The sequence below is a fragment of the Kineococcus lubricus genome (assembly GCF_050871965.1).
Classification (GTDB): Bacteria; Actinomycetota; Actinomycetes; order Actinomycetales; family Kineococcaceae; genus Kineococcus.
On the sequence record NZ_JBJLSK010000007.1, the window covers coordinates 1 to 14,858 of the forward strand.

17 protein-coding genes, 1 pseudogene and 1 riboswitch are annotated in these 14,858 nt (G+C 76.4%); of the genes and pseudogenes, 3 read left to right on the forward strand and 15 right to left on the reverse strand.

The window, feature by feature from the left end; all coding sequences use genetic code 11:
- Positions 1 to 120 precede the first annotated feature (120 nt).
- From ribH to rpe, 4 genes and pseudogenes are all read right to left on the reverse strand, one after another.
- Positions 121 to 603 (reverse strand): 6,7-dimethyl-8-ribityllumazine synthase, encoded by a 483-nt coding sequence (gene ribH / locus ACRYRX_RS06645; protein ID WP_432511054.1) that lies wholly within the window; start codon positions 601 to 603, stop codon positions 121 to 123.
- 29 nt (positions 604 to 632) lie between these two features.
- Positions 633 to 1,235: pseudogene (ribB, locus tag ACRYRX_RS06650) on the reverse strand (3,4-dihydroxy-2-butanone-4-phosphate synthase); the annotation flags it as partial.
- A complete protein-coding gene (locus ACRYRX_RS06655; protein WP_432511055.1) occupies positions 1,232 to 1,876 on the reverse strand; it encodes a riboflavin synthase in 645 nt (214 codons plus the stop codon). The gene ACRYRX_RS06655 and the pseudogene ribB, both read right to left, overlap by 4 nt.
- 192 nt (positions 1,877 to 2,068) lie before the next feature.
- Positions 2,069 to 2,195, reverse strand: a riboswitch (FMN riboswitch).
- Between the two features lie 94 nt (positions 2,196 to 2,289).
- Positions 2,290 to 2,961 carry a ribulose-phosphate 3-epimerase gene (gene rpe, locus ACRYRX_RS06660; RefSeq protein ID WP_432511056.1) on the reverse strand — a complete coding sequence of 224 codons (672 nt, stop codon included), beginning with the start codon at positions 2,959 to 2,961 and terminating at the stop codon, positions 2,290 to 2,292.
- A gap of 64 nt (positions 2,962 to 3,025) precedes the next feature.
- On the opposite strand from rpe, the gene ACRYRX_RS06665 reads away from it, so the two are divergent.
- Entirely contained in the window at positions 3,026 to 3,277 is a 252-nt protein-coding gene (locus ACRYRX_RS06665) for a hypothetical protein (RefSeq protein ID WP_432511057.1), read from the forward strand.
- Positions 3,274 to 3,678, forward strand: coding sequence for a type II toxin-antitoxin system death-on-curing family toxin (locus tag ACRYRX_RS06670; RefSeq protein WP_432511058.1), 405 nt, complete (start codon positions 3,274 to 3,276; stop codon positions 3,676 to 3,678). Before ACRYRX_RS06665 ends, ACRYRX_RS06670 begins: the two co-directional genes overlap by 4 nt.
- 13 nt (positions 3,679 to 3,691) lie before the next feature.
- Here the strand turns inward: ACRYRX_RS06670 and ACRYRX_RS06675 are convergent, their stop codons facing one another.
- The 5 genes from ACRYRX_RS06675 to def all read right to left on the reverse strand — a co-directional run bounded on the left by ACRYRX_RS06675 (position 3,692) and on the right by def (position 8,577).
- Positions 3,692 to 4,735 carry an alpha-hydroxy acid oxidase gene (locus tag ACRYRX_RS06675; RefSeq protein WP_432511059.1) on the reverse strand — a complete coding sequence of 348 codons (1,044 nt, stop codon included), beginning with the start codon at positions 4,733 to 4,735 and terminating at the stop codon, positions 3,692 to 3,694.
- Positions 4,736 to 4,814: 79 nt separating this feature from the next.
- On the reverse strand, positions 4,815 to 5,591 hold the full coding sequence (locus ACRYRX_RS06680; protein ID WP_432511060.1) for an isocitrate lyase/PEP mutase family protein: 777 nt from the start codon (positions 5,589 to 5,591) through the stop codon (positions 4,815 to 4,817).
- Positions 5,592 to 5,663: 72 nt separating this feature from the next.
- Positions 5,664 to 7,115, reverse strand: a complete 1,452-nt coding sequence (locus tag ACRYRX_RS06685) for an RsmB/NOP family class I SAM-dependent RNA methyltransferase (protein WP_432511061.1) — start codon at positions 7,113 to 7,115, stop codon at positions 5,664 to 5,666.
- Positions 7,112 to 8,032, reverse strand: coding sequence for a methionyl-tRNA formyltransferase (gene fmt / locus ACRYRX_RS06690; RefSeq protein ID WP_432511062.1), 921 nt, complete (start codon positions 8,030 to 8,032; stop codon positions 7,112 to 7,114). The genes ACRYRX_RS06685 and fmt overlap by 4 nt, the downstream gene beginning before the upstream one ends.
- Entirely contained in the window at positions 8,032 to 8,577 is a 546-nt protein-coding gene (gene def / locus ACRYRX_RS06695) for a peptide deformylase (protein WP_432511063.1), read from the reverse strand. Before def ends, fmt begins: the two co-directional genes overlap by 1 nt.
- A gap of 226 nt (positions 8,578 to 8,803) precedes the next feature.
- On the opposite strand from def, the gene ACRYRX_RS06700 reads away from it, so the two are divergent.
- Entirely contained in the window at positions 8,804 to 9,100 is a 297-nt protein-coding gene (locus tag ACRYRX_RS06700) for a DUF6458 family protein (RefSeq protein ID WP_432511064.1), read from the forward strand.
- 20 nt (positions 9,101 to 9,120) lie between these two features.
- On the opposite strand, the gene ACRYRX_RS06705 is transcribed toward ACRYRX_RS06700, so the two are convergent.
- Genes ACRYRX_RS06705 through mihF form a run of 6 tightly spaced genes read right to left on the reverse strand, consistent with a single transcriptional unit; the run spans position 9,121 to position 14,848 of the window.
- On the reverse strand, positions 9,121 to 11,127 hold the full coding sequence (locus ACRYRX_RS06705; RefSeq protein ID WP_432511065.1) for a primosomal protein N': 2,007 nt from the start codon (positions 11,125 to 11,127) through the stop codon (positions 9,121 to 9,123).
- Between the two features lie 41 nt (positions 11,128 to 11,168).
- A complete protein-coding gene (metK, locus tag ACRYRX_RS06710; RefSeq protein WP_432511066.1) occupies positions 11,169 to 12,368 on the reverse strand; it encodes a methionine adenosyltransferase in 1,200 nt (399 codons plus the stop codon).
- The gene (gene coaBC, locus ACRYRX_RS06715; protein ID WP_432511067.1) at positions 12,369 to 13,646 is read right to left on the reverse strand and encodes a bifunctional phosphopantothenoylcysteine decarboxylase/phosphopantothenate--cysteine ligase CoaBC; all 1,278 of its coding nucleotides are present in this window, start codon (positions 13,644 to 13,646) and stop codon (positions 12,369 to 12,371) included.
- The gene (rpoZ, locus tag ACRYRX_RS06720) at positions 13,643 to 13,906 is read right to left on the reverse strand and encodes a DNA-directed RNA polymerase subunit omega (RefSeq protein WP_106206095.1); all 264 of its coding nucleotides are present in this window, start codon (positions 13,904 to 13,906) and stop codon (positions 13,643 to 13,645) included. Before rpoZ ends, coaBC begins: the two co-directional genes overlap by 4 nt.
- Before the next feature lie 31 nt (positions 13,907 to 13,937).
- Positions 13,938 to 14,519, reverse strand: coding sequence for a guanylate kinase (gene gmk / locus ACRYRX_RS06725; protein WP_432511223.1), 582 nt, complete (start codon positions 14,517 to 14,519; stop codon positions 13,938 to 13,940).
- Positions 14,516 to 14,848, reverse strand: a complete 333-nt coding sequence (gene mihF, locus ACRYRX_RS06730) for an integration host factor, actinobacterial type (RefSeq protein WP_432511068.1) — start codon at positions 14,846 to 14,848, stop codon at positions 14,516 to 14,518. Before mihF ends, gmk begins: the two co-directional genes overlap by 4 nt.
- Positions 14,849 to 14,858: the final 10 nt, after the last annotated feature.

A 14,858-nucleotide genomic window follows, 5' to 3' on the forward strand; every position in this document is an offset into this window, starting at 1 on the left:
CCCCCCCCCCCCCCCCCCCCCCCCCCCCCCCCCCCCCCCCCCCCCCCCCCCCCCCCCCCCCCCCCCCCCCCCCCCCCCCCCCCCCCCCCCCCCCCCCCCCCCCCCCCGCCTCCCCCGCCCTCAGCCGCGCCGGGGCGCGACGTCGCGCAGCGCCACGACGGTCTCCAGCGCGGCCAGCACCGCCTCGGCGCCCTTGTCCTCGCGCGAGCCGCGCAGCCCGGCGCGGTGCAGCGCCTGCGCCTCGTTGTCGACGGTCAGCACCCCGAACCCGATCGGGACGCCGGTGCTGACGGCGACCTGCGTCAGGCCCGAGGTCGCGGCGTCGCACACGTACTCGAAGTGCGGGGTGCCGCCGCGGATGACGACGCCGAGCGTCACGACGGCGTCGAAGCCGGCGGCGGCCAGCCGCGCGGCGGCCACCGGCAGCTCGAACGCCCCCGGGACGCGCACCTCGACGACGTCGGTGACCCCGGAGGCGGCCAGCGCGCGCCGGGCCCCCTCGAGCAGGCCGTCCATGACCTCGGCGTGCCAGCGCGCCGCGACGACCGCGACGCGCAGCCCCGTGCCGTCGACGCTGATCTCCGGGCTTCCGTCCCCGCTCACGCGTTACCTCCTCCAGCCGGTGCGGACAGGTGCGCCCGCAGGTCCTCGATCGTCAGCACGGGCAGGTCGTACCGCTCCCCCAGGGCGACGACCTGGTCCCAGCGTGACATCGATCCGTCGTCCTCGACGAGCTCGGCGATGATCGCGACGGGGGCCAGCCCGGCGAGGCGGCACAGGTCGACGGCGGCCTCGGTGTGGCCGGGGCGTTCCAGGACGCCGCCGGGCCGGGCGCGCAGCGGGAAGACGTGGCCCGGGCGGACCAGGTCGGCGGGCGCGGAGGCCGGGTCGGCCAGGACGCGGGCGGTGCGGGCGCGGTCGGCGGCGGAGATGCCGGTCGTCACGCCCGTGGCGGCGTCGCAGCTGACGGTGTAGTCGGTGCGCAGGGTGTCCTCGTTGCGCTCGACCATCCGCGGCAGCTCGAGGGCGTCGGCGCGGTCGGCGGGCATGGGGGCGCAGAGCATCCCGGAGGTGTGGCGCACGGTCCAGCCGATCCACTCGGGGCCGGCCAGCTCGGCGGCCAGGACCGCGTCGCCCTCGTTCTCGCGGTCGGCGGCGTCGGTGACCAGGACGGGCCGCCCGGCCCGCAGGGCCGCGAGCGCCGCCTCGACGGCGTGGGCGGTGGCGACGCTCACGGGCGCACCCCCTGCCCGGTGGGGGCCGCCGGGACGGCGAACGCGTGGAGCCGTTCGACGTACTTGGCCAGGACGTCCACCTCCAGGTTCACCGTGGCGCCGGGCTGCTTGGTGCCCAGGACGGTCAGTTCCAGGGTGGTGGGGATGAGCGAGACCTCCAGCCAGGGCTCGGGGTCGGCGGGGGCGCTGACGGCCGAGACGGTCAGGGAGGTCCCGTCGATCGTGATGGAGCCCTTCTCCACGACGTAGCGGGCCAGGTCGGCGGGGACGGCGAACCGGACCACCTCCCAGGCCTCCCCCGGTGTCCGGCTCAGCAGCGTGCCGGTGCCGTCGACGTGCCCCTGGACGATGTGCCCGCCGAGGCGACCGCCGGCGGGCAGCGCGCGTTCGAGGTTGACCCGGCGTCCGACGGCGACGTCGCGCAGCGAGCTGCGCCGCAGCGACTCCTGCATGACGTCGACGGTGAAGGTGCCGGGTTCGGGCTGGTCGACGACGGTCAGGCAGACCCCGTCGACGGCGATGGAGGCCCCGTGCACGGCGTCGGAGACGACGACGGGCCCCCGCACGGTCAGGCGGGCCGACTCCGCCCCCGGCTCCACGGCGACGATCTCGCCGATCTCCTCGACGATCCCGGTGAACACGAACTGCCTCCTCGAACGGTGCCGACGCTGGGTCAGCGGGCTCCGGGGAGGCGTGCGGGGAGGCGTCGGCGGTGGCCCGGCGGGTCGCCCACGCGCAGGTGGGTGCACCACGGCGGGACCGTCGACCCGGGCGTCGACGACGGGAGCCGCCGGGCCCCCGAGGGGACGACGACGGCGCACGACGACGACGCCGCGCGCTGCCTCCCATCCGGACTCTCACCGTCGGCCCCGGAGTTCCACCGGATCAACCACCCACCGAGGTGGGGGCTCGCGGACTGTCACCGCCGGTTCGGATTTCCACCGACCCCGGAGCACGCGTGTCGTGCGGTCTTGCTGTGCCGGTCAGTGTGCCACGCGGGCCACCGCCGCGCGGTTCCCGTCCCGGACCCCGGGGGTCCGGGCGGGTGAGCGGGTCAGTGGCCGCAGGCGCGGGTCGCCAGGGTCCGCAGCTCCTCGATGGCCGCGGCGGCGTCCTGCGCCCCGTAGACGGCGGACCCGGCGACGAAGACGTCGGCGCCGGCGGCGGCGGCGCGTTCGACGGTGTCGACCGAGACGCCGCCGTCGACCTGCAGGCGGATGTCGAGGTCGCCGATGGCGGCGCGGGTGCGGCGGATCTTGGGGAGGGTGACGTCGAGGAAGCTCTGGCCGCCGAAGCCGGGTTCGACGGTCATGACGAGGACCATGTCGAACTCGGCGAGCAGGTCGACGTAGGGCTCGACGGGGGTGGCGGGCCGCAGCGCGATCCCGGCGCGGCCCCCGGCGGCGCGGATCTCGCGGGCCAGCTTGACGGGGGCGGCGGCGGCCTCGGCGTGGAAGGTGACGCCGGCGGCCCCGGCCTCGGCGTACGCCGGGGCCCAGCGGTCGGGGTCCTCGATCATGAGGTGGCAGTCGAGCGGCACCGGGGAGACCTTCTGCAGGGCCTCGACGACGGGCAGCCCGAGGGTGAGGTTGGGGACGAAGTGCCCGTCCATGACGTCGACGTGGGCGGCGTCGGCGGTGGCGATGCGGGCGAGCTCGGCCTGGAGGTTGGCGAAGTCGGCGGACAGGATGCTGGGGTTGACGCGGGGTTCACGAGGCTGCGGCACGCGGCGACAGTACCGCCCCGTCCGGCTCTGACGTCACGGCGAACCACTGGTGTACGGTGACGTCATGCCTCCCGTCTCCGCGTTCACCCTCCGCCTGGACCCCGAGCACCGCTCGATGCTGGAGCGGCTGCAGTCGCGGAACCCGGGGGTCTCCCGGCAGCGGTTGTTCGAGGGGCTGCTGGAGAAGGCCGACGAGGCTGACCGCGCCGACGTGCAGGACATCGCGCGCGCGATCTACGCGGAGAACCGCGACCTGTTCGACTCCCTCGTGGAGGACTGGCCCGCCGTCGAGGACGTCACGGCCCAGGGCGCGTGATCCTCCCGACCCGCTACCTGACGGTCGGCGACGTCGTCCGGTTCACCCGGATCTTCCCCGACGGCCCCTACGACGTCCGGGACGCCGGGCTGCTGGCGCTGGCGGTCCAGCGGCCGCAGCTGCAGGTCCTCGGCGCCGACGCCTACCCGGACCTGCCGCGCAAGGCCGCGGCGCTGCTGCACTCCATCGTGCGCACGCGCCCCCTCGTCGACGGCAACGAGCGCACGGCCCTGCTGGCGGCGCTGGCGATGCTGCACCTCAACGGGACCGGGGTGGGCGCGACGTCCCCGCGCGCGGGCCTGGCGCTGACCCGGGACGTCGCGCAGGGTTCCCTGGACGACGTCCCGGAGATCGCGGCCCGGCTGCTGGCCCTGGTCGACCGGGGCCTGAGCGGGGACTGAGAGCTCAGGAGGCTCAGCGGCGGGCGACGACGTCGGCCGGGCGCAGGTCCTGCACCGACCCCAGGCCCATCTGCCGCAGGGTCGTGGTGAGCTCGGCCTGGTAGGTGTCCAGGACGGCCGCGACCCCCTCGGCGCCGTCGGCGGCCAGCCCCCACATCACGGGCCGGCCCACGTGGACGGCCCTGGCCCCCAGCGCGAGCGCCACCGCGGCCTGGGCCCCGCCGCGGATGCCGGAGTCGACGTGCACCTCGGCCTCCCCGCCGACCTCGGCGACGATCTCCGGCAGCGCGAACGCCGACGTCACGGAGTTGCCGAGCCGGCGGCCGCCGTGGGTGGAGACGATGATCCCCTCGGCGCCGGCGTCGACGCAGCGGCGCGCGTCGCGGGCGGTCAGGACGCCCTTGCACAGCACGGGCAGGCCGGAGACCTCCGCGAGCCAGCCGATGGTGTCCGGCGTCAGGTCCAGCGCCATGTCGGTGTCGGTGCCGAAGCGCTCCAGCTCGGCGGCGGTGAGGTTGGCGGTGCGGTTCTTGCGGGGCCCGGCGGGCCAGTTGCGCGGGTCGATCGCCGGGACCTCCCGGCCCAGCGGGGTGGTGTCCACCGTCAGGATCAGCGCCCGGGCCCCGGCCGCGGCGGCCCGCTCGACGAGCAGCCGGGTCGCCTCCCGGTCGCGGGCCACGTACACCTGGTACCACCAGGGGGCGCCCTGGGCCGCGATGTCCTCGAAGCGGGCGCCGGTGTTGGTGGAGACGCCGAGCAGGGTGCCCGCCTTGGCCGCGCCCTGCGCGGTGAGCACCTCCCCCTCGGGGCGCGCGCCGACCTGCTGGGCCATGGGCGCCACGAGCACGGGCGCGGCGACGGGGGTGCCGAGCACCTCGGTGGTGAGGTCCTGGGCCGAGGCGTCGCGCAGCACGGTGGGGCGCATGCGGTAGGCGTTCCAGTCCGCGATGCCCTCGCGGTCGCAGGAGCCGTCGCCGGCGGAGGAGTGGTAGTACGCGGACACGTAGTCCGGCAGTTCGGCGTCGGCGCGGCGGGCGAGGTCCTCGATCCAGGTCACGGGCCGTATCCTCGCCCACCGGCCGGGCCCGGCGGGCCGCTCCGGCCCGATCAGGGCCGAAGGTCCACGCGAACGGGCGTCAGTTCAGCGGCCGGGTGCCCTCCGGGACGCCCCCGCCGGCGTAGATCCCGCGGGCGGCGTCCTGCAGCGCGGTCAGGGCGACGCGCTGGGTGAGCGGGCCGTAGGTGATGCGCGCGACGCCGAGCTCGGCGAGCCGGCTCTGCGCCGGGACCCCGGGGATCCCGATGACGGACAGCTTCTGCGGGCCGAAGGCGGCCACGAGCTGCTGCACGGCGTCCTCGTCGAGGGGACCGGGCACGAACACGCTGGTCGCCCCGGCGGCCAGGTAGGCCGTCCCCCGCTCGACCGCGTCGGCCAGGACCACCTCGCGGGGACGGTCGCCCCCGCGCACGAACGCGTCGGTCCGGGCGTTCAGGACGAAGGGGACGCCCTCGGCCTCCCCGGCGGCGACGACCGCCTCGACGCGGGCCACGGACTCGGCCAGCGGCCGGAGCTGGTCCTCGACGTTGGCGCCCACGACGCCGACGCCGATGGCCTTGCGCACCGTCTCGCCGGCGTCGCCGAAGCCGCCGTCGAGGTCGGCGCTGACGGGCAGGTCCCCGGCGGCGACGACGATGCGCTCGACCAGCGACAGGGCCAGGTCGAGCGGGACCTGCTCGCCGTCGCCGTAGCCGAAGGTGGAGGCGATGGAGTGCCCGGCGGTCGCCAGCGCCTTCGTCTGCGGCTCGCCGGCCACGACGGTCGCCGACACGGCGTCCCAGACGTTGACGAGGACGAGCAGCTCGGGGTCGGCGTGCAGCTGCCGCAGACGTGCGGCCTTCTCAGCGGAGTTCACGCAGGTGAACCTCTCACGCGCCGGTCGCGGTGTCACCGGCGCCCCGGGCGCCGGTGACCCCGCGCGGGCGGGTCAGCTGGTGCGGCGCAGCAGCGCCACGTGCATCGCGTCGGTCCCGTGGGTGTGCGGCCACAGCTGCACGGCCGTCCCGGCGGCTGCGGCCGGCATCCCCGGCACGACCCGTTCCAGGACCACCGGGGTGTCGAGGCGCTCGACGCCGACCCCGGCCCGGGCGGCGGCCTTCACGGCGTCGTCCACGACGAGGCGGGTCTCGGACAGGACCGGGGAGCAGGTGGCGTAGGCGACGACGCCGCCGGGGCGCACGGCCGTCAGGGCCGAGCCGAGCAGCTCGCGCTGCAGCGGGGCCAGGCCCCCCAGGTCGGCCGGGGTCCGCCGCCAGCGCGCCTCGGGGCGGCGGCGCAGCGCGCCCAGGCCGGTGCACGGCGCGTCGACCAGGACGCGGTCGTAGGCCGCGGGCTCGGCCGCCCCGACCTCGCGGCCGTCGCCGACGCGGACGTCGGCGTCGCCGGGGACGGCGGCCAGGGACTGCCGGACCAGCTCGGCGCGGTGGGCGGCCACCTCCACGGCCGTCAGCCGCGCCCCGCGCGCGGCGCCGGTGGCGGCCAGCAGGGCGGCCTTGCCGCCGGGGCCGGCGCACAGGTCCAGCCAGCGCTCGTCGCGGCCCTCGACGTCGGCGGCGGCCAGCAGCAGCGCCACGACCTGCGAGCCCTCGTCCTGGACGCGGACCCGGCCCTCGCGGACGGCGGCGAGCTTGCCCGGGTCGCCGTGCACGACGTGGGCCGCGGTCGGCGCCCAGCGCCCGGTGCCGATCTCGAGGCCGGCGTCGCGGCCGACGAGGTCGTCGACGGAGCCGAGCCCGGGCAGCGCGGTGAGCGCGACGTGCGCGGGGGTGTTGTCGGCGCGCAGCAGCTCGGGCAGCTCGGCGGGGTCGTGCCCGTGGGCGCGCAGGGCCTCGCGCAGGCTGCGGATCACCCACTGCGGGTGCGAGAACCGGACGGCGAGGTCGTCGTCGCCCTCCCCCGGCGCCACCTCGGCGACCCAGGTGTCGAGGTCGCGGCCGGACGCCTTGCGCAGGACGGCGTTGACCAGCCCCGACGGCCCGCCGCCGAGGACGTTGCGGGCCAGCGCCACGCTGGTCGCGACGGCCGCGTGGTCGGGCACCCGCATCGCCAGGAGCTGGTGCAGCCCCATCCGCAGGACGTCGGCGACGCCGGCGTCGAGGTCGGCCAGCGGCCGGTCGACGAGGGTGGCCAGCAGCGCGTCGTAGGTGCCGCGCCCGCGCAGGACGCCGTAGGCCAGTTCCGTCGCGAACGCGGCGTCACGGCCGTTCAACCGCTTGGCGCGCAACAGCTTCGGCAGCACGAGGTTGGCGTAGGCGTCCTCGGCGGACACCGCGCGCAGCACCTCGTAGGCGACCTTGCGGGACTCGTCGACGCGGGTGAAGCGGTCCTGCTTCACCCCGCGCCGCGCAGTGCTCTGCCCGGGGATGGACCGTCCGGTCACACGAACTCCTCTCCCGGCTCCGGCCGGGTCCCGCGCGCCCAGTCGGTCGCGCCCATCGCCTTCTTCCCCGCGGGCTGCACCCGGCCGAGCTCGACCGACCCGGCGCCGGTCCCGACCAGCACGCGCTTCTTCTCCACCGCGACCCGGCCCGGGGGCAGGTCCTCCCCGGTGGGGGTCAGCGGGCCGAGCTTGAACCGCTCGCCGCGGAACGTCGTCCACGCCCCGGGGTCGGGCGTGCAGCCCCGCACCCGCCGGTCGACCTCCCGGGCGCCGGCGGCCCAGTCGACCCGGGCCTCCTCGACGGAGATCTTCGGCGCCAGGCTGACCCCCTCGGCGGGCTGGGCGGTCTTCGTCGCCGTGCCGTCCTCCAGGGCGTCCAGGACGGAGACCAGCAGGCCGGCCCCGGAGACGGCCAGCCGGGCGAGCAGGTCGCCGGAGGTGTCGGTGGGGCCGACCGGCTCGGTGAGGCGGGCGTAGACGGGCCCGGTGTCCAGGCCCTCCTCCAGCTCGAAGACGCACGCGCCGGTGACGTCGTCGCCGTTCATGACGGCCCGCTGCACGGGTGCGGCACCGCGCCAGGCGGGCAGCAGCGAGAAGTGCAGGTTGAGCCAGCCGAAGCGCGGGACGTCCAGGGCCTCGCGCGGCACCAGCGCGCCGTAGGCCACGACGGGGCAGGCGTCGGGGGCCAGCGCCCGCAGGTCGGCGAGGAAGTCCTCCCCGCGCGGCCGGGCCGGCTGCAGGACCGGCAGCCCGACCTCCCGGGCGCGCTGCGCGACGGGCGAGGCGGTGCTCCTGCGGCCCCGGCCGGCGGCGGCGTCGGGGCGGGTCAGGACGGCGACGACCTCGTGCCGGCTGGCCAGCAGGGCGTCCAGCGAGGCGACGGCGACGTCGGGGGTGCCGGCGACGACGAGGCGCACTACCTCGCCTGACCGAACGTGGCGTGCGGGGAGACCTTGACCTGCGGGGTGTCCAGACCGAGCCACTCCGCCTCGCGGACGGCCTTGAGCGCGAGCTTGCGCTGGGCCTTGTCGAGCCGGTCGATGAACAGCACGCCGTCGAGGTGGTCGGTCTCGTGCTGGATGGCGCGCGCCTTGAACTCCGACCCGCTGATGGTGACCGGTTCGCCGTGCATGTCGAACCCCTTGGCCACGACGTGCAGGGACCGGCGGGTATCGGCGACGATGCCGGGGAACGACAGGCAGCCCTCGTCGCCGTCCTGGCACTCCTCGGACAGGTCCAGGACGGGGTTGACGAGGTGCCCGAGCTCACCGTCGGCGTGGTAGGTGAACACGCGCAGCGAGACCCCGAGCTGGGGGGCGGCCAGACCGGCGCCGGGCGCGGCGAGCATCGTGTCCTCGAGGTCCTTGACGAGCTGGCGCAGCTCCTTGTCGAAGGTCGTGACCTCTGCGGCGCGCTGGCGCAGCACGGGGTCCCCGAAGAGTCGGATCGGCTGGATCGCCACGGTTCTCCCTGCTGGTGGTGGGCGGTGTGCGCCCTCGATCCTACGTCCGGCCGCTCGCGGTCCGGTCGCGGCGATCCACCGGGCGAGCGCTGCCCGCCGAGCGCGGCGCACCGTCCGTGACGACCGCTCGCGCACCGTGCCGCCTCTGGCCTGCCCGGGGGACCCGGCTCGGGCGCCCGGGTGAACCCGGTCCCGCCGGCGGGGCGGGACGGCGCAGGGTCGGCCCGTGCACCTCGCGAACCACCGCCTCCTCTTCACCGTCGGCGCCGTGCTGGCCTTCGCCGTCCACGTCGACCTCGACGTGGTCGACGTGGAGGTCGTCGGCTGGATCCTCATGCTCGTCGCGGTGGTGGCGACCCTGCTCGAGGTCGCCGGCCGGCGGGCCCGCGAGCGCGCGCTGCGGGCGGCGTCCGCGGCGCAGCCCACCCCGGCCCGCGTGGTGCCGGCGCGCGTCACCCCGTCCCTCGCCCCGTGGGACACCCGCGAGTTCCGGCCCGTCCCCCGGCCGGCCCGGGAGTCCTGAGCCCGGCCCCGGGGCGGGCGTCAGCCGATCTGGAGGGGGTCGACGCGGACCCGGACCAGCGGCAGCTTGCGCACGCTGCGCCCGGCGGTGACGGTCTTCACCGCGCGCGCCAGCTCGGCCGAGGCGGTGCGCGGCACCCGCACGACGCTGCGGACCATCGGGGCCCGACCCGGCTGGTCGGGCACCGGCAGCGGCCCCAGGACCCGCACGCCGGGCAGCGGCGGCAGCGCGGCCACGAACTCCTCCACGTCGGCGGCCACGCCGATGAGCCCGGCGAAGCGGGCCGCGGGGGGCAGGTCCAGCTCGCGGCGCTGGGCGAGCTCGCGCTCGGCGAACCCGGCGGGGTCCCAGCGGACCAGGGCCTGGGCGGGGGCGGCCTGCGGGTCGGCGACGAGGAACACCGCTCCCCCGGCGCCGGCGGGCCGCACCAGCGCCGCCGCGGCGCTCCAGCGGCGGAACGCCTCCTCGGCCGCGCGCAGGTCCGGGCGGGCCAGCAGCGCCCACCCGTCCAGCAGCAGCGCCGCGGCGTACCCGGACTCGGCGACGGGTTCGGCGCCGGGGGTGGCGATGACCAGGGCCGGGCCGGACCCGACGGCGTCCAGCACGTGCGAGCCCCCGGAGGTGCGGACGTCGACGCCGGGGAAGGCGCGGCCGAGCTCCTCGGCCGTGCGGCGCGCGCCGGTGACCACCGCCCGCAGCCGGGTGTCGTGGCACGTCGGGCAGGTCCAGTCGGTCGCGGGCCGCCCGCACCAGCGGCAAGTGGCGCGCTCCCCGGCGTCGGGGACGGCCAGCGGCCCGTGGCAGGAGGGGCAGCGGGCCGGTTCGCGGCACGTCTGGCACGCCAGCGTGGGCACGTACCCGGTGCGCGGGACCTGCACGAGGACCGGGCCCTGCCCGAGGGCCTGGCGCAGCACCCGCCAGCCGTCGCTGGGCAGCCGCGCCGCGGCGGCCAGCGGGTCCTGGGCGTCGGGCCCGGACGTGCCGGCGATCGCGATGCGCGGCGCGCTCGCGCGCACGACGTCGCGGGTCGCCAGGACGGGCCGGGCCCAGCCCGACTCCAGCAGCAGCTGCGTCTCGGCCGTGCGGGTCCAGCCCGCGAACAGCGCCGCCGCCCCGGTCTGCTCGGCGCGCAGCACGGCGACCTCGCGCACGTGCGGGTACGGGGCGCGCTGGTCGGCGTGGGAGTCGTCGCCGTCCTCCAGGACGGCGATCAGCCCCAGGTTCGGCAGCGGGGCGAAGACGGCCGCGCGGGTCCCGGCGACCACGCGGGCCCGGCCGGTGAGGGCCTGCAGGAAGGCGCGGTACCGGGCGGCGGGCCCGACGTCGGCCTCGAGCCGGACGTGCCCGGCCGGGACCAGCCGGTCCAGGGCGGCCGAGAGCCGGTCCAGGTCGCGGTGGTCGGGCACGACGAGCAGCGCCGTGCGGCCGGAGGCCAGGGCGGCGCGGGCGGCGAGCGCCAGCAGGGCGGAGGGGTCGCTGCCGGGGGCGAAGGTCGCCACGGCCCGCGGGGAGGACCCCTCGCGCACGTGCCCGAGGAAGGCCGGCCCGGCGCTGTGCCGTTCCCAGCCGTGCAGGTCCGCGCCGAGGTCGACCGGCTCGTGGACGACGGGGTCGGCCCGCAGCACGGACTCCTCGGCCGCGGCGTGCCGGCCGGGGACGGCGAGGCGCACGACGTCGGACAGCGTCCCGCCGTACTCGGCGGCCACGAGCCGGCACAGCTCCAGGGTGGAGGGCGTCAGGACGGGCAGCCCGGACACGACCCGCCGCAGCCGGGCCAGGCGGCCGGTGTGGTCGCTGGTGGCGAGCCGTTCCAGGACGTAGCCCTCGGCGTCGGTCCCGGCGAAGGGGACGCGCACGAGGCGGCCCGGTTCGGCGGTGTGCTCCATCGAGGCCGGGACGAGGTAGTCGAAGGGCCGGTCCAGGTGCGGCAGCTGGGAGCTGACCAGCACCCGGGCGACCGGATCGGTGGTGGTGACGTCCTCCGGCGCCTTCTTCCGGCGCGCCGGCTTCTTCGGCGGGGTGGGCAACCCCAGCCCGGCGAGCTCGGGCTGGGGCTGCTCCGCGGCGTTCAGGACCCGGTCGCGGCGCGCAACGCGTCGACCCGGTCGGTGCGCTCCCAGGTGAACCCGGGCAGTTCCCGGCCGAAGTGACCGTAGGCCGCGGTGGGCGCGTAGATCGGCTGCAGCAGGTCGAGGTCGCGCACGATCGCCGCCGGGCGCAGGTCGAAGACGTCGCGGATCGCGGCCTCGATGCGGCCGCGGGCGACCTTCTCGGTGCCGAAGGTCTCGACGTACAGGCCCACGGGCTGGGCCTTGCCGATGGCGTAGGCGACCTGGACCTCGCAGCGGGAGGCGAGCCCGGCGGCCACGACGTTCTTGGCGACCCAGCGCATCGCGTAGGCGGCCGAGCGGTCCACCTTCGAGGGGTCCTTGCCGGAGAAGGCGCCGCCGCCGTGCCGGGACATCCCGCCGTAGGTGTCGACGATGATCTTGCGGCCGGTCAGGCCGGCGTCGCCCATCGGGCCGCCGATCTCGAAGCGGCCCGTGGGGTTCACCAGCAGCCGGATGTCGGAGGTGTCGAGGTCCAGGCCCTCCAGGACCGGCTCGATGACGTGCCGGCGCACGTCCGGGGTCAGCGTCTTGACGAGGTCGACGTCGGGTTCGTGCTGCGTGGACAGCACCACGGTGTCGAGCCGGACGGCCCGGTCGCCCGCGTAGCCGATGGTGACCTGGGTCTTGCCGTCGGGGCGCAGGTAGGGGACCTCGCCCTTCTTGCGGACCTCCGACAGCCGCTGGGACAGCTGGTGGGCCAGGTGGATCGGCAGCGGCATGAGCTCGGGCGTCTCGTCGCACGCGTAGCCGAACATCAGGCCCTGGTCACCGGCGCCCTGCAGGTCCAGCGGGTCGGCGCCGCCGTCGACGCGGTTCTCGTAGGCCGCGTCGACGCCCTGGGCGATGTCCGGGGACTGCGAGCCGATGGAGACCTCGACGCCGCAGGTGCGGCCGTCGAACCCCTTGGCGGAGGAGTCGTAGCCGATGTCGAGCAGCGTGCGCCGCACGATGGTCGGGATGTCGGCGTAGGCCTCGGTGGTCACCTCGCCGGCGACGTGGACCAGGCCGGTCGTGACCATCGTCTCGACGGCGACGCGGCTGCGGGGGTCCTGGGCGAGCAGCGCGTCGAGGATCCCGTCGGAGATCTGGTCGCAGATCTTGTCCGGGTGCCCCTCGGTGACCGACTCGGAGGTGAACAGTCGCAACGGGGTGGTCACTCAGGCTCCAGACTTCGACGGTTCGGCGGCAGCACCAGCGGGGCTCGGGGGAAGCATAGGCACCACGGCGTCCCAGACCGCGTCGGCCACCACGTCCTTGCTGGACTCGGGGACCTCGCGCTCGGTGCCGTCCCGGCCCAGCAGCGTCACCGCGTTGGTGGCGGTGGCGAACCCCTTGGTCTCCCCGACCTCGTTGAGCACCAGCAGGTCGCAGCCCTTGCGCGCCAGCTTCGCGCGGCCGTGCTCGAGCACCGAGCCGGTCTCGTCGCCGGTCTCGGCGGCGAAGCCGACGATCACCGGGGAGGGCCCGGAGCGGGCGCGCACCAGCCCGGCCAGGACGTCGGGGGTGCGCTCGAGCACGACGACGGGGTCGCGGGCGGGGTCCTCGGACTTCTTGATCTTGGCCTCGGCGCGCGCGGCGGGCCGGAAGTCGGCGACGGCGGCGGCCATGACGACGACGTCGGCGCCGGCGGCGGCGCGGGTCACGGCCTCGGCGAGCTGCGCGGCGGTCCGCACCGGCACGACGTCCACCGCCGCCGGGGCGGGGACCTCCACGTGGGCGGTCACGAGCGTCACCCGCGCCCCGCGGGCGACGGCGGCGGCGGCGACCGCGACGCCCTGGCGCCCGGAGGAGCGGTTGCCGAGGAACCGGACGGGGTCCAGGGGCTCGCGGGTGCCGCCGGCCGAGACGACGACCCGGCGGCCGGCGAGGTCCTGCCCGCGCGCGCCCGAGCCGAGCAGGCGGCGGCAGGCGGCGGCGATGTCGGCGGGTTCGGGCAGCCGCCCGGGGCCGGTGTCGGCGCCGGTCAGGCGCCCGGAGGCGGGTTCGAGCACGGTGACCCCGCGCGAGCGCAGCAGGGCGACGTTGGCCTGCACGGCGGGGTTGAGCCACATCTCGGTGTGCATGGCCGGGGCCAGCAGCACCGGGCAGGTCGCCGTGAGCAGGACGTTGGTGAGCAGGTCGTCGGCCAGGCCGTGGGCGGCGCGGGCCAGCAGGTCGGCGGTGGCGGGGGCGACGACGACGAGGTCGGCGTGCCGGCCCAGCCGCACGTGCGGGACGGCGTCGGCGCCGGTCCAGACGTCGGTGGCCACGGGCTTGCCGGACAGGGCCTCCCAGGTGGCGCGCCCGACGAAGTGCTCGGAGGAGGCGGTGGGCACGACCGTGACGTCGTGCCCGGACTCGGTCAGCTCGCGCAGCAGCGTCGCCGCCTTGTAGGCGGCGATCCCGCCCGCGACCCCCAGGACCACCCGGGGGCCCCGGGCAGGAGGCGTGCTCACTGCTCGATGGGCTCGGAGGTCAGCAGACCCTCGTTGATCTCGCGCATCGCCACGGACAGCGACTTCTCCTGCACGTGGGTCTCGACGAGCGGACCGACGTACTCCAGCAGGCCCTCGCCCAGCTGGGAGTAGTACGCGTTGATCTGGCGCGCGCGCTTGGCCGCGTAGATCACCAGGGCGTACTTGGAGTCGGCGACCGTCAGCAGGTCGTCGATGGGCGGGTTGGTGATGCCCTCGGGCGCCGCGACGGTTCCAGCCACGATGAATCTCCTCGGTGTCGAAAGACGCAGGTCAGCTGACCGGCAGACCCATCCATCTTACGAGCTCGTCGGTCGCGCGCTGCACGTCGTCGTTGTAGATGGTCACGTCGAACTCCGGCTCGGCCGCCAGCTCGACGCGGGCGGTCGCCAGCCGGCGCTCGCGCTCCTCCTCGGTCTCGGTGCCGCGACCGACGAGGCGGCGCACCAGCTCCTCCCAGCTCGGGGGGGCCAGGAAGACGAACCCGGCGTCGACGCCGGCGGCCCGGGTGGCCTCGCGCACCTGCCGGGCCCCGGCCAGGTCGATCTCCAGCAGGGCCGGCCGGCCCGAGGCCAGGACCTGCTCGACCGGCCCGCGGGGGGTGCCGTAGCGGTGCCGGCCGTGGACGCGGGCCCACTCCAGCAGCTCGCCGTCGCGCACGTACCGGTCGAAGACGTCCTCGGAGACGAAGTGGTAGTGCACCCCGTCGACCTCGCCCGGGCGCTGGGCGCGGGTGGTGCAGGAGACGGAGATCCAGATCTCGGGGTAGCGGGCGCGCAGGTCGGCCGAGACGGTGCCCTTGCCGACCGCGGTGGGTCCGGCCAGGACGGTGAGGCGGGCGGGCGTGACGTTCAGGACTCGCTCCCGGCGGGGGTGCCGAAGCGGTCCACGAGCGCGGCGATCTGGTGGGCCCCCAGGCCGCGCACGCGGCGCGACTCCGAGATGCCGATCTCCTCCATGATCTGCTTGGCGCGGACCTTGCCGACGTTGGGCAGGGACTCCAGCAGCGCGGAGACCTTCATCTTGCCGAGGACCTCGTTCTCCTGGCCCTCCTTGATGACCTCCTCCAGGCTGCCGCCGGTGTACTTCAGGCGGTGCTTGACCTCGGCCCGCTCGCGGCGCGCCGCAGCCGCCTTCTCCAGTGCGGCGGCGCGCTGTTCGGCGGTCAGGGGAGGCAGGGCCACTTCATCACCT